15 protein-coding genes are annotated in these 19,264 nt (G+C 73.0%); 13 read left to right on the top strand and 2 right to left on the bottom strand.

Going from position 1 to position 19,264, the window contains the following annotated elements:
* Positions 1-170: 170 nt before the first annotated feature.
* The 3 genes from ABT158_RS19770 to ABT158_RS19780 are packed head-to-tail and all read left to right on the top strand — an operon-like array spanning position 171 to position 3,145.
* Complete coding sequence (locus ABT158_RS19770; RefSeq protein ID WP_352355226.1) at positions 171-1,481, top strand: MFS transporter; 1,311 nt, start codon at positions 171-173, stop codon at positions 1,479-1,481.
* Positions 1,482-1,512: 31 nt separating this feature from the next.
* Entirely contained in the window at positions 1,513-2,481 is a 969-nt protein-coding gene (locus tag ABT158_RS19775) for a LysR substrate-binding domain-containing protein (RefSeq protein WP_352355228.1), read from the top strand.
* 4 nt (positions 2,482-2,485) lie between these two features.
* On the top strand, positions 2,486-3,145 hold the full coding sequence (locus ABT158_RS19780; protein ID WP_352355230.1) for a GntR family transcriptional regulator: 660 nt from the start codon (positions 2,486-2,488) through the stop codon (positions 3,143-3,145).
* A gap of 55 nt (positions 3,146-3,200) precedes the next feature.
* Here the strand turns inward: ABT158_RS19780 and ABT158_RS19785 are convergent, their stop codons facing one another.
* The gene (locus tag ABT158_RS19785) at positions 3,201-4,394 is read right to left on the bottom strand and encodes an amidohydrolase (protein ID WP_352355232.1); all 1,194 of its coding nucleotides are present in this window, start codon (positions 4,392-4,394) and stop codon (positions 3,201-3,203) included.
* 142 nt (positions 4,395-4,536) lie between these two features.
* On the opposite strand from ABT158_RS19785, the gene ABT158_RS19790 reads away from it, so the two are divergent.
* The 10 genes from ABT158_RS19790 (at position 4,537) to ABT158_RS19835 (ending at position 17,101) form a co-directional block, all read left to right on the top strand.
* Positions 4,537-5,493: a helix-turn-helix transcriptional regulator gene (locus ABT158_RS19790; RefSeq protein WP_352355234.1), complete on the top strand. Its 957-nt coding sequence runs from the start codon at positions 4,537-4,539 to the stop codon at positions 5,491-5,493.
* A 374-nt stretch (positions 5,494-5,867) separates the two neighbouring features.
* Positions 5,868-6,242: an STAS domain-containing protein gene (locus ABT158_RS19795; RefSeq protein WP_352355236.1), complete on the top strand. Its 375-nt coding sequence runs from the start codon at positions 5,868-5,870 to the stop codon at positions 6,240-6,242.
* Positions 6,243-6,422: 180 nt separating this feature from the next.
* Entirely contained in the window at positions 6,423-10,688 is a 4,266-nt protein-coding gene (locus ABT158_RS19800; protein ID WP_352355238.1) for a HAMP domain-containing protein, read from the top strand.
* 25 nt (positions 10,689-10,713) lie between these two features.
* Positions 10,714-13,062 carry a SpoIIE family protein phosphatase gene (locus ABT158_RS19805; RefSeq protein WP_352355240.1) on the top strand — a complete coding sequence of 783 codons (2,349 nt, stop codon included), beginning with the start codon at positions 10,714-10,716 and terminating at the stop codon, positions 13,060-13,062.
* A gap of 114 nt (positions 13,063-13,176) precedes the next feature.
* Positions 13,177-13,683, top strand: a complete 507-nt coding sequence (locus tag ABT158_RS19810) for an ATP-binding protein (protein ID WP_352355242.1) — start codon at positions 13,177-13,179, stop codon at positions 13,681-13,683.
* A 14-nt stretch (positions 13,684-13,697) separates the two neighbouring features.
* On the top strand, positions 13,698-14,042 hold the full coding sequence (locus tag ABT158_RS19815; protein WP_352355310.1) for a YciI family protein: 345 nt from the start codon (positions 13,698-13,700) through the stop codon (positions 14,040-14,042).
* Positions 14,039-15,265, top strand: coding sequence for an RNA polymerase sigma factor (locus tag ABT158_RS19820; protein WP_352355244.1), 1,227 nt, complete (start codon positions 14,039-14,041; stop codon positions 15,263-15,265). Before ABT158_RS19815 ends, ABT158_RS19820 begins: the two co-directional genes overlap by 4 nt.
* A gap of 31 nt (positions 15,266-15,296) precedes the next feature.
* Positions 15,297-15,884, top strand: coding sequence for an ArsR/SmtB family transcription factor (locus tag ABT158_RS19825; protein WP_352329958.1), 588 nt, complete (start codon positions 15,297-15,299; stop codon positions 15,882-15,884).
* A gap of 1 nt (position 15,885) precedes the next feature.
* Positions 15,886-16,611: an SRPBCC family protein gene (locus ABT158_RS19830; protein WP_352355247.1), complete on the top strand. Its 726-nt coding sequence runs from the start codon at positions 15,886-15,888 to the stop codon at positions 16,609-16,611.
* A gap of 7 nt (positions 16,612-16,618) precedes the next feature.
* A complete protein-coding gene (locus ABT158_RS19835; protein WP_352355249.1) occupies positions 16,619-17,101 on the top strand; it encodes a metallophosphoesterase family protein in 483 nt (160 codons plus the stop codon).
* On the opposite strand, the gene ABT158_RS19840 is transcribed toward ABT158_RS19835, so the two are convergent.
* On the bottom strand, positions 17,094-19,187 hold the full coding sequence (locus ABT158_RS19840; protein WP_352355251.1) for a molybdopterin-dependent oxidoreductase: 2,094 nt from the start codon (positions 19,185-19,187) through the stop codon (positions 17,094-17,096). The genes ABT158_RS19835 and ABT158_RS19840 overlap by 8 nt on opposite strands.
* Positions 19,188-19,264: the final 77 nt, after the last annotated feature.

Consider the following 19,264-nt stretch of genomic DNA (forward strand, 5'->3'; position numbering starts at 1 on the left):
CGACATTCTGCTGATCGCTCGACATAACAGTCCAATACCGAAATGTCGCCTGGCTATCCTTATTTCGTTATATGTCGGTTCTGCTATGCCTGCCGACCGAATCGGTATTCGTTCTGGCATACCACCAGCGTGCATCCTCTTCCGTACCCTCATTCGGAAGGCACAGAAAGATGGATACAGATCGCCGCCTGGCCGCCCGCCGCGTCTCGCGGGCCGCCTTCATCGGCACCGCCATCGAGTGGTACGACTTCTTCCTCTACGGCACCGCCGCGGCCCTCGTCTTCAACAAGCAGTTCTTCCCCGCCATGGACCCGGTCGCCGGCTCCATCGCCTCCTTCGGCACCATGACCGTGGGATTCCTGGCCCGCCCGCTCGGCGGCATCGTCTTCGGCCACTTCGGCGACCGGATCGGGCGGCGCAACACGCTCGTCGTCTCGCTGCTCATCATGGGGATCGGCACCACGCTGATCGGCGTGCTGCCGACGTACGACAGCCTGGGCGTGTGGGCGGCGGTGCTGCTCGTGGTGATGCGCATCGCCCAGGGCATCGGCCTGGGCGGCGAGCTCGGCGGCGCGGTGGTGCTGACGATGGAGCACGCGCCGAAGGGCCGGCGCGGCCTGTTCGGGGCGTTCCCCATGATGGGCACCCCGGCGGGCATGCTGTGCGCCAACGCCGTCTTCCTCGGCACGTCCTCGCTGCTGGGCGAGGAGAGCTTCATGGCCTGGGGCTGGCGGGTGCCGTTCCTGCTCAGCATCGTGCTGGTGGCGGTCGGCCTGTACCTGCGGCTGCGCATCGAGGAGAGCCCCGACTACGCCGACCTGGTCGAGCGGCGCAAGCCGGTCAAGCTGCCGATCGCGGTGGTGCTGCGCGACCACTGGCGCCAGGTGGTGCACACGATCGGCGTGATCATCGGCAACAGCGCGCTGGCCTACATCTTCATGGTCTACATCCTCGGCTACGGCGAGGCCGCGGCCGGCCTGTCGCGGACGTTCCTGCTGAGCTGCGTGATCGGCGGCGCCGCCGTGTGGCTGGTCACCGCGCCGCTGTGGGCCCACCTCGGCGACCGGCACGGCCTGCGTGCCGTCTTCACCTGGGGGTCGGTGGTGCTGCTGGCCGGCGCCCTGGCGATCCTGCCGGTCGTCAACACCGGCAACAAGCCGCTCATCGTGCTGTTCATGCTGGCGATGGGCGCGGTGCTGGCCATGACGCACGCGCCGCAGGGCACGCTGACCGCCAGCTTCTTCCCGGTCGCCATCCGGTACTCCGGCACGTCGGTGGCCTACCAGCTCGCCTCGCTGCTGGGCGGCGGCATCACGCCGCTGGTGGCCGCCTCGCTGTTCGCCTCGACCGGGACCTCGCTGTCGATCACCGTCTACCTGACCGTGGTGACGGTCATCAGCCTGGTCGCCGCCCTGGTGATCCCCCGCAACGACGCCGAGCGCCTGGGTGACCAGCCGGTTCCCGCCGACATAGCGAAATAGGGCAGGTACGCCCTGGTCATATGATGATTTCGTGATATCTCGTCCGCTGGACCTGCTGAGCGGCCGGCTCAAGCTGCGGCACCTCGTGCTCGTGACCACCATCGCCGAGCAGGGCGGCGTCCTGCGCGCCGCCGAGCACCTCCACCTGGCCCAGCCCGCCGTGACCCGGGGGCTGCGGGAGGTGGAGCAGATCCTCGGGGTGGAGCTGTTCACCCGCGGATCGCGCGGCGTCACCCCCACCCTCTTCGGCGAGGCGTTCATCGACCACGCCCGCGCCGTGCAGGCCGAGCTGCGCCGCGCGGGCGAGCGCATCGCCGGCCTGGCCGACGGCACGGCCGGCACGGTCACCGTCGGCACCCTCCTGGCCGCCACGAACGTGCTGCTCCCCCGCTCGATCGCGGCGCTCAAGGCCGAGCGTCCGGGCATCACCGTGATCGTCAAGGAGGGCACGTTCGACTCACTGGTCCCCCAGCTCACCGGCGGCGACCTCGACCTGATCCTCGGCCGGCTCAACCCGATCGAGGACCGCCCGGACCTGCGCCAGATCCCGCTCTACAACGAGCCCGTGCTGCTGGTCGCCCGCGCCGGGCACCCGGCGGCGCACGCCCGCGCGCTGGCCGGCCTGCTGGACTACCCGTGGATCCTGCCGCTGGAGCAGACCTCGCTGCGGCGGGAGCTGGAGCAGGTGTTCCACCGCAACGGGCTGCCGCTGCCGCCCGACCGCACCGAATGCAGCTCCATCCTGACGATCCGCTCCCTGCTGCTCGGCACGGACATGATCGCCGCGCTGCCCGCGCTCTTCGTCAGGACCGATCCCCAGCTCCTCGAACTCCAGGTGCCGCTGCCGTCGGTGCGCCGCTCGGTGGGCGCCACCCTGCCCGGGGCCCGCGCCCTGACGCCCGCGGGCAAGGTCATGCTCGCCCACCTCCAGCAGCAGGCGCGCCGCCTCGACACGGGGGACGCGGACAGCCCGTCCGGCCCGGCGCCGGTGGGAGACTGAGGGCATGGTGGCAGGAGCCGGGTTCGAGCCCGAGTCCGTACGCGTCATCCGGCGGCTGCGCGACGACATCCTCGACGGCGTCCGCCCGCCGGGCAGCAAGCTCGTCGAGCGCGACCTGGCCACCGAGCTCGGCGTGAGCCGGGTGCCGGTGCGCGACGCCCTGGCCACCCTGGCCGCCGAGGGGCTGGTGACGTTGCGGCCCCGCACCTGGGCCGTGGTGCGCGAGTTCACCGCCCGCGACGTCGCCGACCTGGTGGAGGTGCGTTCGGCGTTCGAGGCCGTCACCTTCCAGCTCGCCGCCCGGCGGCACGACGCGCAGGGCCTGCGGCGGCTGCGCGCCGACCTCGACGCGGAGCTGCGGGCGGCGCGCGCCGGCGACGCGATCCGCGCCCGGCGGGCCGCCGCCGACTTCCACGAGACGGCCACCGCCATCGCGGGCAACGACCTGCTGGTCGAGGTGGGGCAGGTCCTGCGCAGCCGGATGCGCTGGCTGCTCGGCCGGCACGACGACCTCCAGGTGGTCGCCGACGAGCACCGCGAGCTCTACGAGGCGATCGCCGCCCGCGACGTCACCCGCGTCGGCGAGCTGGTCGCCCGGCACGTGGCGACCAGCGGCCGGCTCATCGGCGAGCACGCCGACCGCCTGCGCTCCGGCGGCCCCTGACCCCGCGCGGGCGTCAGGCGAGCCCGCATGGGGTCAGGCGACACCAGCGTGGGTGTCAGGCGTCCAGGAGCACGTCGCCGTCGCGGGCGACCACCCGGCCGCCGGCGACCACGAGCGCCCGCGGCGGCACCCGCACGAGCGCGTCCGGCACGTTCTCGGCGTCCACGAGCACGACGTCGGCCCGCGCGCCCGCGACGAGGTCGTGCCGGTCGCGGTGCACGAACGGCGCCGCCTTGGTGGTGGCCAGCTCCACGGCGGCGGTGAGCTCGTCGTCGGAGCGCAGCCCGTGCAGCCGGGCGAAGCCGAGGGCGATGCGCAGCAGGTCGCCGTCGCCGAACGGCGACCACAGGTCCCTGATCCCGTCGGTGCCGAGGCCGAGGCCGATGCCGCGCTCGGCCATGCCCCGCCACGGGAGGGGCGCGGTGCGCACCGGCGCGACCGTCGCCCAGGAGATGCCCGCCGCGGCGAGGTCGTCGAGCAGGCCGCGCTGGCGGTCGGGGGCCAGGTCGCCGAGGGCGAAGCCGTGGGAGACGGTGACCTTGCTCTGCAGGCCGGTCCTGAGCGTGCGGTCGATGATCAGCTCGTACTGGAACGCGCCCAGTTCGCCGCCGTCGTGCAGGTGGATGTCCAGGCCGACGCCGCGGCGCTCGGCGATCTCGAACAGGCCGTCGAGCTGGGCGACCGGGTCCCGGTCGATGGTCGCGGGGTCGATGCCGCCGATGCTGGTGGCGCCCGCCCGCGCGGCCTGGTCGAGCAGGTCGAGCACGCCGGGCCGGCGGACGACGCCGTCCTGCGGGAAGGCCACGATCTCGACCTCGATCGCCCCGTCGAGCCGTGCCGCGGCCTCACGGACGGCCTCGATGCCGCGCAGCCCGACCCCGAGGTCGACGTCGACGTGGGTGCGGGTGGCCGTGGTGCCGTGCCGCAGGAACTCGCGCAGCACCGCCACCGTGCCGTCGACGCCCGGGATGCCGTACTTGTCGCGTTCGGCGCGCTCGTGCTCGATGCGGCCCTGCGTGGTCGCCACGCCGCCGTACGACACCCAGGGCCGGCCCCACCAGCTCTTGTCGACGTGAGCGTGGGCGTTGACGAATCCGGGCAGGGCCAGCAGGCCGCGGCCGTCGATGTGCTCGCCGGCGGGCGGGGTGGTCCCGGCCGGGAGCACGGCGGCGATCCGGGTACCGTCGATGGTCAGGTCCACGGGCGCGCCGCCCCAGGGGCGCACGTTGGAGATCGTCCAGGAAGTCACCCGAAAAATGGTATACCAAAAGCGGATCGTCCCTGGCAGAGGGCCCTGTGCCGTCGTCGGCCGGCCGTTGTCGTAGCCGTTTGGGAAAATCGGCAGGGGCCACGGCAGGCGCGGTCCCACCGACCGGAAAAGAGGTGGTCCGATGGGCCCAGAGGTCTTCGACAGCCGTGACATCGGCCAGACGGAGGAGTTCCTCAGCAAGGCATACGCGAAGATGCGCATCGGCTCCGACGTGAAGAACCCCCGCACCCAGATCTCCCGCCAGGTCATGGGCTCGGTCAGCATCGACCGGCTCAACCTCGAATACGCGATGAGCTACGACGTCAACCCGCTCGGCAAGGTGTGCCTGTGCGTGGTCGAGACCGGCACCATCGCCCAGCAGGTCGCCGGCGGGCCGGACGAGCTCTTCGGCCCCGGCGACACCGTGCTGTTCGCCCCGCACGACCTGCCCTACACCGGCGAGATCCGCCGCTCGCGCTACGACATCATCATGTTCGACCCCGCGCTGCTGCAGCAGGTGGCCGGCACGCTGCCCGGCCGCCGGGCCGAGCCGGTCCGGCTGGTCGGGCACCGCCCGGTCTCCGCCGTCGCCGGCCGCCATCTGCGGCGCACGCTCGCCTACCTGCGCGACGACGTCCTGGCCGCCCCCGAGCTGGCCGCCGAGCCGCTCGTCGTCTCCACCGCCGGGCAGCTCCTGGCCGCCAGCGTGCTCACCGCCCTGCCCACCGACGCCGCCGACGCCGTCCCCGGCTCCGCCCGTCCCGAGGCGTTGCGCCGGGCGACGGCCTTCATCGACGACCACGCCGACCTGCCCATCGGCATCGACGAGATCGCCACCGCCGCCCGGGTCAGCGCCCGCGCCCTCCAGTACGCCTTCCGCCGGCACCTCGGCACCACCCCGCTGGGCTACCTGCGCCAGGCCCGGCTGGCCCGCGCGCACGCCGAGCTGAAGGCCGGCGACCCCGACACCACGGTGACGGCCGTCGCCGCCCGCTGGGGCTTCTTCCACCCGGGGCGCTTCGCCCAGCTCCACCGGGCCGCCTTCGGCTGCTCGCCCGGCGACACCCTCCGCTCGGTGGCCGAGCCCCGCCACGACTGATCCATTGATGCCCGTTTCGTTCCGTGGACAGGTGTGAGCCGGATTCTTCGTCTGATGTGCTGACCCGCCACCGCCGAAGGCTCAAGGGTTGGAGGCGAGCACCGATCGCCGCGGCACGGAGGAGATGATCGCGATTGAGTCCCGGCCGTAGCGGCGACATGGCGCGTCCGCGGCGAGGGCGTAGCCGCAGGCCAGGCGATCGAGAGGCAGCACAGTCGGGGCGGCCGCGCCGTCCGGGCGACCGCGCCGGTCAGGTGACCCAGCCGATCCCGCCGCCGGCCTGTGATGCCTGACCTCCTTCGTCCGCCGTCACACCCGTCCGTCCTGCCTTCCGGCCGGACGGGCCTTCGTGCTGCCCGGCCTCCGGTGACGGCGTGACCCCTCTGAGCCTGAGCTGCCGCGACCTGCCCGGCGGCGTGCTGGTGACCGTGGTCGGCGAGCTCGACGCCTCCAACTCGACGCGGCTGGAGTCCGACACCGAGCGGCACCTGCGGCCCGGGGCGGGCATGGTGCTCGACCTGGGCGGGCTGAGCTTCATGGACAGCCGCGGCCTGCACGTGTTGTTACGCCTCAACGCCACGGTGCTCGAACACGGAGGCGTCCTGCGCCTGGCCGGCGTGCAGGAGCTGCCCGCGCGCGTCCTCCAGGTCACCGGCGTGTGGTCCTCGCTGACCGTCCACGCCGACGTGGACGACGCCGTGGCCGCGATGGGCGCGCAGCGCCCCGACGACCTCCGCGAGTCGTCGTGAGCGGCCCGCGCCGCACCTCGGCGTTCGGGGCTGAAGATCACGATTACCGGCTCTAGAATCCGGATGACCACCAACCACGACTGTTCCGTCGATGACCTCGATCATGGCCTCCTGATCAGGGATGTTCGCGAGGTCACCGGCAGGGCAGTCCCGACAACGTCGTAGGACAACGAGGGTGACATGAGCGAAGCGATGACCGGTGGCTCCCGTTCCGCGTCCGGGGGCGCCGAGGTCGGCGAGCTTCGGCTGCGTCAGCTGCTCGGCGGGCTGACGGCGGTCCGGGACGGCGATTTCCGCACCCGGCTGCCCGAGGACGCCGACGGGTTGCTGGGCGAGATCGCCTCGGTGTTCAACGGCATGGTCGACCAGCTGTCGTTGTTCACCTCCGAGGTGACCCGGGTGGCCCGCGAGGTGGGCACGGACGGGCGGCTGGGCGGTCAGGCCGATGTGCCGGCGGTGTCGGGCACGTGGAAGGACCTGACCGAGTCGGTGAACGCGATGGCGGGCAACCTGACCGACCAGGTGCGCAGCATCGCGCAGGTGACGACGGCGGTGGCGCGGGGCGACCTGTCGCAGAAGATCACCGTGCACGCGCGCGGGGAGATCCTGGAGCTGAAGAACACCGTCAACACGATGGTCGACCAGCTGTCGTCGTTCGCCGACGAGGTCACCCGGGTGGCCCGTGAGGTCGGCACCGAGGGCCAGCTCGGCGGTCAGGCCGAGGTCGAGGGGGTGGCGGGCACCTGGCGCGACCTGACCGACTCGGTGAACTTCATGGCGGGCAACCTGACCGACCAGGTGCGCAACATCTCGCAGGTGGCCACGGCGGTGGCGCGGGGTGACCTGTCCCAGCGCATCACGGTGTCGGCTCGCGGGGAGATCCTGGAGCTGAAGAACACCCTCAACACGATGGTCGACCAGCTGTCGTCGTTCGCCGACGAGGTCACCCGGGTGGCGCGCGAGGTGGGCACGGACGGGCGGCTGGGGGGCCAGGCCGACGTCAAGGGCGTGTCGGGCACGTGGAAGGCGTTGACGGAGTCGGTCAACGTGATGGCCGACAATCTGACGGCGCAGGTGCGCAGCATCGCCGAGGTGACCACGGCGGTGGCCAAGGGCGACCTGACGCAGAAGATCCGGGTCGACGCCCGGGGCGAGATCCTGGAGCTGAAGGAGACCATCAACACGATGGTCGACCAGCTGTCGGCCTTCGCCGACGAGGTGACCCGGGTGGCCCGCGAGGTGGGCACCGAGGGCAACCTGGGCGGCCAGGCCACGGTCCGGGGCGTGTCGGGCACCTGGAAGGACCTCACCGACAACGTCAACGTCATGGCGTCGAACCTGACGAGCCAGGTGCGCAGCATCGCCCAGGTGGCCACCGCCGTCGCCCGCGGCGACCTGTCGCAGAAGATCACCGTCGAGGCCAAGGGCGAGGTGGCGGCGCTCGCCCAGACGATCAACACCATGGTCGACACGCTGAGCGCGTTCGCCGACGAGGTCACCCGCGTGGCCCGCGAGGTCGGCACCGAGGGCCAGCTCGGCGGCCAGGCCCGCGTCCCGAACGTGGCCGGCACCTGGAAGGACCTCACCGACAACGTCAACTCGATGGCCGACAACCTGACCAACCAGGTGCGCAGCATCGCCCAGGTCACCACGGCGGTGGCCAGGGGCGACCTGACCAGGAAGATCGACGTCGACGCCCGCGGCGAGATCCTGGAGCTCAAGACCACCATCAACACGATGGTCGACCAGCTGTCCTCGTTCGCCGCCGAGGTCACCCGCGTGGCCCGCGAGGTCGGCAGCGAGGGACGGCTCGGCGGCCAGGCCGAGGTCGAGGGCGTCTCCGGCACCTGGAAGCGGCTGACGGAGAACGTCAACGAGCTGGCCGCCAACCTGACCCGGCAGGTGCGCGCCATCGCCGAGGTCACCAGCGCGGTCACCTCCGGCGACCTGACCCGCTCGATCACGGTCGACGCCGAGGGCGAGCTGGCCGACCTGAAGGACAACATCAACTCGATGGTCAAGTCGCTGCGCGAGACCACGACCGCCAACGAGCAGCAGGACTGGCTCAAGTCCAACCTCGCCCGCATGTCCGGGCTCATGCAGGGCCACCGCGACCTGGCGGCCGTCGCCGAACTGGTGATGAACGAGCTGGCCCCGCTGGTCAGCGCCCAGTACGGCGCGTTCTTCCTGGCCGAGGAGAACGAGCTCCAGCTCATCAGCGCCTACGGCTACCCGGCCGACCCCGGCAGGCCCACGAGGTTCCGGCTCGGGGAGGCGCTGGTCGGCCAGGCCGCCCGCAGCCGCCGGGTCATCGCCGTCGAGGACGTGCCCTCCGGCTCCGTCCGGATCTCGACCGGCCTCGGCACGATCGAGCCCGCCTCGGTGGTGGTGCTGCCGATCGTGGTCGAGGAGCAGGTGCTCGGCGTGATCGAGCTGGCCTCGGTGCAGGCGTTCACGCCGGTCCACCGGGCCTTCCTCGACCAGCTCATGGAGACGATCGGCGTCAACCTCAACACGATCGTGGCCAACGCCCGCACCGACGAGCTGCTGGCCGAGTCCCAGCGGCTCGCGGCCGAGCTGCAGGCCCGGTCGGAGGAGCTGCAGCAGCAGCAGGAGGAGCTGCAGCGCTCCAACGCCGAGCTGGAGGAGAAGGCCACGCTGCTGGCCCGCCAGAACCAGGACATCGAGACCAAGAACCTGGAGATCGAGCAGGCCAGGCAGGAGCTGGAGGACCGCGCCCACCAGCTCACGCTCGCCTCGACGTACAAGAGCGAGTTCCTGGCGAACATGAGCCACGAGCTGCGCACCCCGCTCAACTCGCTGCTCATCCTGGCCCAGCTGCTGGCCCAGAACCACACGCGCAACCTGACGCCCAAGCAGGTGGAGTACGCCGAGATCATCCACTCGGCCGGCTCCGACCTGCTCCAGCTGATCAACGACATCCTCGACCTGTCCAAGGTCGAGGCGGGCAAGATGGACATCAACCCGGAACGTGTGCCGTTGCGCCAGCTCCTGGACTACGTCGAGGCCACGTTCCGGCCGATGACGTCGCAGAAGAGCCTCGACTTCACGATCACCAACGCCCCCGGCGTCCCGGTGGAGGTCGTGACCGACGACTCGCGCCTGCGCCAGGTCCTGCGCAACCTGCTGTCGAACGCGGTCAAGTTCACCGAGACCGGCAGCGTCGAGCTGCGCATCGAACCGGCGGCCCAGGACGAGCTGCCCGCCTCGGTGCGCCAGCACGGCGCGGCCGTCGCCCTGCGGGTGGTCGACACCGGCATCGGCATCGCCGCCCAGCAGCTCGAAGCCATCTTCGGCGCGTTCCAGCAGGCCGACGGCACCACCAGCCGCAAGTACGGCGGCACCGGCCTCGGCCTGTCCATCAGCCGCGAGATCGCCCACCTGCTCGGCGGCGCGATCAACGCGCAGAGCACGCCGGGCCAGGGCAGCGTGTTCACCCTCTACCTGCCGATCGCCCGGCCGGACTTCATCGGGCTCTCCCCGAAGAAGGCCCTGGCCGACCCCTCGGTGATCGTCGAGGCCGCCCGCGTCACCACGCCCGAGCAGGAGGCGGCGGCGCCGGCCAGGTCCCACCAGCCGCAGCCGCGCCGGCTGCTGGTGATCGAGGAACGGCCGCAGGGCCTGCTCTCGCACGTGGCCGAGAGCGTGGTGACGGAGCTGGCGCCGAGCAAGGACGAGACGATCGAGATCGTCACGGCCGCCGGGGCGCAGGAGGCCGCGGCCACGCTCGCCGCCGACCCCTGCCACTGCATCGTGCTCGACCTCGACCTGCCCGACCAGAGCGCCTACCGCCTGCTGGAGGCCATGGACGGCGACCAGGCCCTGAACTCGGTGCCGGTCCTGGCCTACAACAACTGGCGGGCCAGCTCCCAGCAGGCGGTGCCGTTGCAGGCGCGCGAGGGCGGCCAGCCGCTGGAGCTGCTGTCCAGCCTCGACGAGCTGCGCGAGCGCATCGCCCTGCACCTGACCGCCGACCAGCCCGGCGACGTGCTGCCGCTGATCCGGGCCGGGAACGTCAACCAGCTCGCCGGGGCCGAGATCGACACCTCGCTGACGGGCCGGACGGTGCTGATCGTCGACGACGACGCCCGCAACCTGTTCGCGCTGACCAGCATGCTGGAGGTGCACGGCATCGACGTGCTGCACGCCGAGGACGGCCGCAAGGGCATCGACACGCTCGTCGCCCACCCGCAGATCGACCTGGTGCTGATGGACGTGATGATGCCCGAGATGGACGGCTACACCGCCACCGCCCGCATCCGCGCGATGGCCCAGTACGCCGACCTGCCCATCATCGCGGTCACGGCCAAGGCCATGCCGGGCGACCAGGAGAAGGCGCTGGCGGCCGGCGCGAGCGACTACGTGACCAAGCCCGTCGAGGCCGACCATCTGGTCGAACGCATCCGTCACTGGCTCGGCGCCTGACCCGTCCCCCTCAAGGAGCAACGCAGTGCACCACCCGCACGATCCGGCGGCCGCCGTGCCGCCGGAGCGTACCGAGCCGCCCAATCTCGGCCGCCTGGCCGCGACGGTCGACCGCCTGCACAACCAGATCCTGGAGGCCCAGCGGGCCGCCGAGGGCCGCGCCCTGGTCGAGGTGGCCAAGGGCGTGCTGGTCGAGCGCCTGCAGTGCAGCCTGGCCACCGCCGCCAGGCAGCTCGCCACCCTGGCCGACCAGGCGGGGGTGACGCAGCTCGAACTGGCCGCCGACATCATCAACCAGGCCGCCCACGACCGCATCAGCGAGGCCGCCCGCGACTTCCTGAGCTCGGCCCGCGCCGAGGAGTCGGCGGAGGTGGCGGTGCGGCTGCGCACCGCCGAGAACGGGGCGCTGACCGCCACCGACGCCCAGGCCGTGGCGCAGTCGCTGCTGGAGCAGGCCCTGTCCGCGCTCGGCGCGACGACGGTGGCCATCTGGGAGGCCGGGCCGGACGCGTCGCTCACCCTGGCCGGGTACGCGGGGCTGGCCGACGAGGAGGCCAGGCGCTGGCGTTACGTGCCGCCGGGCGTGGCCACGCCGGCCCGCCGCGCGCTGCTGGCCCGCGGCACGGTGTGGCTGGACGACCTGGCCGCCGTCGGCCTGCCCTCGATCGGGCAGCGCCAGACCCCCGGCGCGCGGGCGACCGCCCCGGCCGGGACGGGCGGCCGGATCCTGGGCGTGCTGGAGATCGGCTGGCCGCACGCGATGCCGCAGCCCGGCGCGCGGATCGTCAAGCAGATCGAGGTGCTGGCCGACCTGTGCGCCCACACCTTCGACACCACCGGCCAGGCCGTCCACGAGCCGCAGGTGCTGCCCGAGCTGATCGACCTGGCCGACGCGCTGCCGGACGCGGCGCTGGTGCTGCGCCCGCAGCTGGGCACCGAGGGCCGGCTGACCGACTTCCGTATCGTGCACGCCAACCCGCGCTTCCTCGACCCCGCCGGGCGGCCGCGCGGCGAGGTCGTCGGCAGCCTGTTCCTGGAGGCGTACCCGCTGGCGGCCGAGGAGGGCGCGCTGCTGGCCAGGATCGAGCACGTGCACGCCACGGGCGAGACCTTCAGGGCCGAGAAGATGACGATCACGGCCCTGGTGGACCAGATCCCGCTGCACACCGTCGCGGGCATCGCGATCATCCGGCTCGGCGACGGCGTGCTGCTCATCTGGCGGCTCCAGGACCAGGACGCCCAGCTCGCCAACCTGCTCCAGCACGCCCAGCGCCTGGGCCGCATCGGCGGCTTCGAGGAGAACCTGCTCACCGGCGAGATCGTCTGGAGCGCCCAGCTGCACGACCTGTACGGCATGTCCCCCGACGAGCCGCCCATCCCGCTGGAACGCCTGGCCACGCACGCCCACCCCGACGACGCCGTGGCCATCGGCCGGTTCGTCCGGGCCGTGCTGCACCACCGCCGTCCGGCCTCCACCGCCTACCGGCTGCAGCGGTCCGACGGCACCGTACGGCACATCAGGGTGGTCGCCGAGCCCGTCTTCGACGACAGCGGCCTGCTGCTGTCCATCCGGGGCGCCTACCAGGACATCTCCTCCCAGCACTGGACAGAGGTGGCGCTGGCCGCCACCCGCGACCAGCTCGCCCACACCGAGCAGCAGGCCGCCGAGCGCAACCGGCTGGCCCTGCAGCTCCAGCAGGCGATCATGCCGCCGAGCCGGGAGCCGCTGGAGGCGTTCGACCTGCAGATCGCCGTGCGCTACCGGCCGGCCGAGAAGGAACACCTGGTCGGCGGCGACTGGTACGACGCGGTCGTGCTGCCCACCAAGCAGATCCTGCTGTCGGTCGGCGACGTCGCCGGGCACGGCATCGAGGCGGCCACCGGCATGGTCGTGCTGCGCAACGCGCTGCGCGGCCTGGCCGCCACCGGCGCCGGGCCGGCCCAGCTGCTGACCTGGCTCAACCTGGTCGCCCACCACCTGACCGCGAACGTCACGGCCACCGCGATCTGCGGGCTGTTCGACCCCCGCACCCGCGTGCTGCGCTACGCCAGGGCCGGGCACCTGCCGCCCATCCTGGTCCGCGACGGCCAGGCCAGGGAGCTCGACCTGACCAAGGGCCTGCTGCTCGGGGCGGTCGCCGAGGCCGAGTACGAGGAGACGCACGTGCAGCTGGCCTCCGACGACATCCTGCTCATGTACACCGACGGCCTGATCGAGCGGCGGGACGTCAACCTGCACGAGTCCCAGCAGCGGCTCCTGGACCTCGCCCGGCACCCCGCGGCCACCCTGGAGCAGCGCCTCGACCACCTCCTGACGCACAGCAACGCCGACACCGACGACGACACGTGCATCATCGGCGCCCGCCTCCAGTAGCCGTCCGCGCCGCGGCCGGGCGGCACGGGCGTTTGCCGGGCCTGCGTCTGGTAAGCAACCAGATCCGGGTCCCCCGCCACGCCACACCCAGGCAGGACTGATCAGACCATGGGCATGGAACCGGAGCTACGCTGTCCCATCAGCACCGATCTCGACGCCATCCGCCGCCTGGTGCGCGACCACGCCGGCCGCGGCGGGCTGTCCGGTGAGCGCCTGGACAACTTCGTGCTGGCGGTCAACGAGGCGGTCACCAACGTCCTCGACCACGGCGGCGGCACCGGCACCGTGCTGGCCCGCACCGACTCCGGCGGCGTCACGGTGGAGATCGCGGACGAGGCCGGCCGGCTCAGCGCCGCCCACCTGGCCGCGGCCGAGCACGGCCGCGCCCACTCGGCGGGGTTCGGCTTCGGCCTGTGGCTGATCCAGCACCTGTGCGACCGCGTCGAGCTCGACCAGAGCCCGCTGGGCTCCCGGTTACGCCTGCACATGAGCGTGCGGACCGCCGCCGACCGGCCGCCCGGCACCCTCGTCCCGCAGGGCTGCGACCCGGCCGAGGCCGCCCTGCCACCGGCCGATCCGGGGCTGCAGGGCCCGGCCGGATTTCCCGGAACCCTAGGATGAGGCAGGTGAAATACATGCTGCTCATCTACAGCAACCCCGCCGCCCAGCAGGCCGTCGCCGACGGGTTCGACCAGGTCATGGCCGAGGTCGACGCGCTCATGGCCGAGCTGGAGGCCAACGGGGAGCTGGCCGGGGGCCAGGCGCTGGGCGACCCCGCCTCCTCCAGGACCGTGAAGGTGCGCGACGGCGTGCCCGCCGTCACCGACGGCCCCTTCCTGGAGGCCAAGGAGTACCTGGCGGGTTATCTGATCGTCGACTGCGCGAGCGTCGAGCGGGCCACCGAGATCGCCGCGCGCTGGCCGGACGCGCGTCTGTGCGCCATGGAGGTGCGGCCCGTCATCGACGAGGTGGCGGAGTGATCGAAGGGCTGCTGCGCGAGCTGGCGCCGCAGGTGCTCGGCGTGCTCGTCCGCCGTTACGAGCAGTTCGACGCCTGCGAGGACGCCGTCCAGGAGGCCCTGCTCGACGCCGCCGTGCAGTGGCCCGGCCAGGGCGTGCCGGACAACCCGCGAGCCTGGCTGATCACGGTCGCCTCCCGCCGGGTCATCGACCACTTCCGCAGCGAGAGCGCGCGCCGGCGGCGGGAGGAGAGCGCGGCGGTCGCCGTCCCGGCCGACGAGTTCGTCGAGCCGGCGCCGGGCGAGGAGCGCACGCCGTCCGGCGACGACACGCTGACGTTGCTGTTCCTGTGCTGCCACCCGTCACTCTCGGAGCCCTCGCAGCTCGCGCTCACGCTGCGGGCCGTGGGCGGCCTGACCACGGCGCAGATCGCGGCGGCGTTCCTGGTGCCGGAGGCGACGATGGCCCAGCGCATCAGCCGGGCCAAGCAGCGCATCAGGTCCACGGGGGTGCCGTTCGGGCCGCCGCCGGAGCCGGAGCGGGCCGAGCGGCTGCGCGTGGTGCTGCACGTGCTCTACCTGATCTTCAACGAGGGTTACACCGCCACCTCCGGGCCCGACCTCCAGCGGCCCGAGCTGACCGGCGAGGCGATCCGGCTGGCCCGGCTCGTCCACCGGCTGCTGCCCGGCGACGGCGAGGTCGCCGGGCTGCTGGCGCTCATGCTGCTGACCGAGGCGCGGCGGGCGGCGCGCACCGGGCCGGGCGGCTCGCTGGTGCCGCTGGCCGAGCAGGACCGCTCGTCGTGGGACCGGCGGCTGATCGAGGAGGGCGTCGAGCTGGTCAGCAAGGCGCTGGCCACCAGCGCGCTGGGCCCGTACCAGTTGCAGGCGGCGATCGCGGCCGTGCACGACGAGGCGCCCACCGCCGCCGAGACCGACTGGCCGCAGATCCTGGCGCTCTACGGCGTGCTGGCCGGGCTGGAGGACAACCCGGTGGTCCGGCTCAACCAGGCCGTGGCCGCCGCCATGGTGCACGGCCCGCGGGCCGGGCTCGACCTGCTCGACGGCCTGGCCGCCGACGACCGGCTGGCGGGCCACCACCGGCTGGCCGCGGTCCGCGCCCACCTGCTGGAGATGGAGGGCGACGCGGAGGGGGCGGCGCTGGCCTTCCGCGACGCGGCCCGGCGGACGCTCAGTCTTCCTGAGCAGCGCTATCTGGAGGGAAAGGCCGCCAGGTTGGCTTGACAACGTTTTTTTTCGGTGCGATCGTTCAAGCATGCATGAAGTGGCAGTGATCGAAGACGCGGCGGCCGCCGAGGCGTCGCTCGACCCGATGCGGTCGAAGTTGCTGGCGGAGCTGGTCGAGCCGGGCTCTGCCACGTCCCTGGCCGCCAAGGTGGGCCTGGCCAGGCAGAAGGTCAACTACCACCTGCGCACCCTCGAACGCCACGGGCTGGTCGAGCTGGTCGAGGAGCGCAGGAAGGGCAACGTCACCGAGCGCGTCATGCAGGCCGCGGCCGCCTCCTTCGTGATCTCCCCCACGGCTCTGGCCGCCGTGCAGCCCGATCCCGCCCGGTCCCCCGACCGGCTGTCGGCGCGCTGGCTGCTGGCCCTTGCGGCGCAGCTCGTCCGCGACGTCGGCACGCTGATCACCGGCGCGGCCAAGGCGCAGAAGAAGGTGGCCACGTTCGCCATCGACGGCGAGGTGCGCTTCGCCTCGGCCGCCGACCGGGCCGCGTTCGCCGAGGAGCTGACGCAATGCGTGACGTCGCTGGTCAGCAAATATCATGACGAGTCCGCGGAGGGCGGCCGGGATCATCGTCTGATCGTCGCCGTGCACCCGTCCGTGAAGAAGGGTTCCTGAGGTGGGGCACGAGTTCGAGATCCCCCTCGAGTCCATGGTCGAGGCGACGCCCGAGCAGGTGTGGGAGGCCATCACCACCGGGCCGGGCATCGACTCGTGGTTCATGGGCCACAACGAGGTCGAGGGCGGCGCGATCCGCACCGCCTTCGCCGGGGCCGAGCTGCCCGAGTCCAGGGTGACCGCCGAAGACCCGCTCAAGCGTTTCGCCCACTCCGGCGTCCCGGGCCCCGACGGCCGGTTCGTGGCCTACGAGTTCCTGCTGGAGGGCCGTGGCCAGGGCAGCACCCTGCTCCGCATGGTCACCAGTGGCTTCCTGCCCGGCGACGACTGGGAGCAGGAGTACGAGGCGATGTCCACGGGCCTGGCCCTGTTCTTCGCGACGCTGACGGAGTACCTCGGCCACTTCGCCGGGCGTACCGCGACCCCGCTCACCGAGTCGGGGCCGCCGGTGAGCGACTGGCCGCGCGCCTGGCGGGCCCTGTACGCCGCCCTCGGCGGCCGCCCCGAGCCCGGCGACACGGTCCGGCTCGCGCCGCCCGGCCTGCCCCCGGTCCAGGGCGTGGTCTACGTCCGCAACGCCCAGGCCGTCGGCGTCCGCACCCCCGACGCCCTCTACCGGTTCGTCCAGGGCATGGGCGGCGGCATGCTCGCCATGCACCTGCTGTTCGGCGACCCCGCGGGGCAGGCTCCGGCCTGGCGCGCCTGGCTGGAGGATCTGCGGGCATGACGTCCGGATGAACGTGGTGGCACTGTCCGACACCCACGCGCCCCGGCGGTGGCGCGCCTGCCCGCCCCGGGTGGCCGAGCACCTGCGCGGGGCGGACGTCATCCTGCACGCCGGCGACGTCTGCGTGCGCTCGGTGCTCGACGAGCTGGCCGCCTACGCCCCGGTGCACGTGGTGAAGGGCAACAACGACGGCCCCGACGTGGTGGCGCCGGAGACGCTGGAGCTGACCCTGGAGGGCCTGCGGATCGGGATGATCCACGACAGCGGGCCCGCCAAGGGCCGCCTGGCCCGCCTGCGCCGCCGCTTCCCCGGGGCCGCCCTGGTGGTCTTCGGCCACTCGCACATCCCGCTCGACGAGTCGGGCGAAGGGCTGCGCATCTTCAACCCGGGCTCCCCCACCGACCGCCGCCGCCAGCCGCACGGCACGATCGGGCTGCTGACCGTCGAGGACGGCGTCCTGACCCGCGCGGAGATCGTGCCCGTCACCTGAGCGGCTCGACGGTGACGGGCACGCCGTTGAGCGCCGCCGTGCCGGTGAGCTCGTCCAGCAGGCAGGGGTCGGTGAGGTCGTTGGCGCTGGCGCCTCCCAGCGTGGCCGCGACCGACAGCAGCACGCCCGGCCGGTCGTGGCCGTAGCCGTGGGGCAGGCTGACCACGCCGGGCATGACGTCCTCGCTCGCGCTGACCTCCACCGTCACCTCGCCGCTGCGGGAGCGCACCAGGACCGGCGCGCCGTCGGTGAGCCCGCGGGCGCGCAGGTCGCCGGGGTGCATGAGCAGGTGGTGCCGGGGGCGGCCCTTGGCCAGCCGGGCGGAGTTGTGCAGCCAGGAGTTGTCGTCGCGCAGGTGCCGGCGGCCGATCAGCAGCAGCCCGGCGGGGGCGGGGGCCAGCAGCTCGGCGCGGGCGCGGGCGAGCCCGTCGAGCAGGACGGGCGGCGCGGCCTGGACGCGGCGGCCCGGCGTGCGCAGCCGGCCCGGCAGGCTCGGCTTGAGCGGCCCCAGGTCCAGCCCGTGCGGGTGACGGCGCAGCCGCGCCACGCTCAGCCGGTACGGCCCCGCCCGCAGCCCGAGGTCCACGATCCGCTCCGGCGAGAGCCGCAGCATGAGCCGGTCGGACAGCGACCCGGCCCGGACCAGGCGGCGGTATCGCCGGGCCAGCTCGCGAAGGATCTCCCAGTCGTGCCGGGCGCCGGGCGTCCTGGGCAGCACGGCCGGGGTGTAGCGGGCGTGGTCGCGGACCGCGACCAGGTTGAAGACGAGGTCGTAGTGGTCGCGTTCGAGCAGGTCGGTGGGCGGCAGGATGACGTCGGCGTGCCGGGTGGTCTCGTTGACGTAGAAGTCGAGGCTGACCATGAAGTCGAGTCCGGAAAGGGCCCGCGACAGCTCGTGCCCGCCGGGGGCCGAGCGCACCGGGTTGCCGGCGATGGTCACCAGCGCCCGCACCTGCCCCGCGCCGGGCGTGTGGATCTCCTCGGCGAGCGCCGCGGCGGGCAGCTCGCCGCCGAACTCCGGCAGGCCGCGCACCCGGCTGCGCCACCTGCCCTCGTGGCCGGGGTCGATCAGGCGGTTGCGCACCGGGTCGACGGCCGGCCTGCTCAGCAGCGTGCCGCCGGGCCGGTCGAGGTTGCCGGTGACCAGGTTCAGCAGCTGGATCCCCCACTGGCACAGGGTGCCGAACCGCTGGGTGGACACGCCGATCCGGCCGTAGGCGGCGGCGCCGGGGGCGGCGGCGAACTCGGCCGCGATCCGGGTGATCACCTCGGCCGGCACGCCGGTGACGGCCGCGGCCCGCTCCGGCGTGAACGCCTCCAGCGCCGGGGCCAGCCGGTCGAGCCCGTCCACGTAGGGCGCGGGACGGGCGGCGCCGCCGGTGACGATCAGGCCGACCATGGCCAGGATGAGCGCGGCGTCGGTGCCGGGTCGGACGAAGTGGTGCTCGTCGGCGAGCCGGGCGGTCTCCGTGCGGCGCGGGTCGAACAGCACCATCCGGCCGCCGCGGGCGCGCAGGTCGCGGATGCGCCGGACGACGCCGGGCGCGCTCATCACGCTGCCGTTGGAGACGGCCGGGTTGGCGCCGAAGGCCAGGAAGTAGGCGGTGCGGTCGATGTCGGGCACGGGGAGCAGCCACTGGCTGCCGTACAGGTGGCGTGCGACGTACTGGTGCGGGAGCTGGTCGAGGGAGGCGGCGGAGTAGCGGTTGCGGGTGCCCAGCAGGCGGGCGAACGGCGGCGCGTGCGTCAGCGCGCCCAGGCTGTGGACCACCGGGTTGCCGAGGTAGACGGCCACGGCGTCGGGGCCGTGCACGATGCGCGTCCCGGCCAGCCGGGCGGCGACCCGGTCGAACGCGTCCGCCCAGGAGACCTCGCGCCAGCCGTCCGGGGTGCGGACCACGGGACGGCGCAGCCGGTCGGGGTCCTCGCGCACGTCCTGCAGGGCCACCGCCTTGGGGCACAGGTGCCCGGCCGACAGCGGGTCGTCCTCGTCGCCGCGGATGCCGGTGATCCGGTCGCCGTCCAGGTCGACGCGCAGGCCGCACATGGCCTCGCACAGGTTGCAGGTCGCGAGCCGGGTCACCATGCGACCAGGCTATGAGCGGACGCGCCGCTCCCCGAGCCGCCACCCCGGCGACCGTCCGACCAGGTCGGCGCGGGGTG

This window comes from Nonomuraea sp. NPDC001636 (genome assembly GCF_040298265.1).
In the GTDB taxonomy this organism is placed as follows: domain Bacteria; phylum Actinomycetota; class Actinomycetes; order Streptosporangiales; family Streptosporangiaceae; genus Nonomuraea.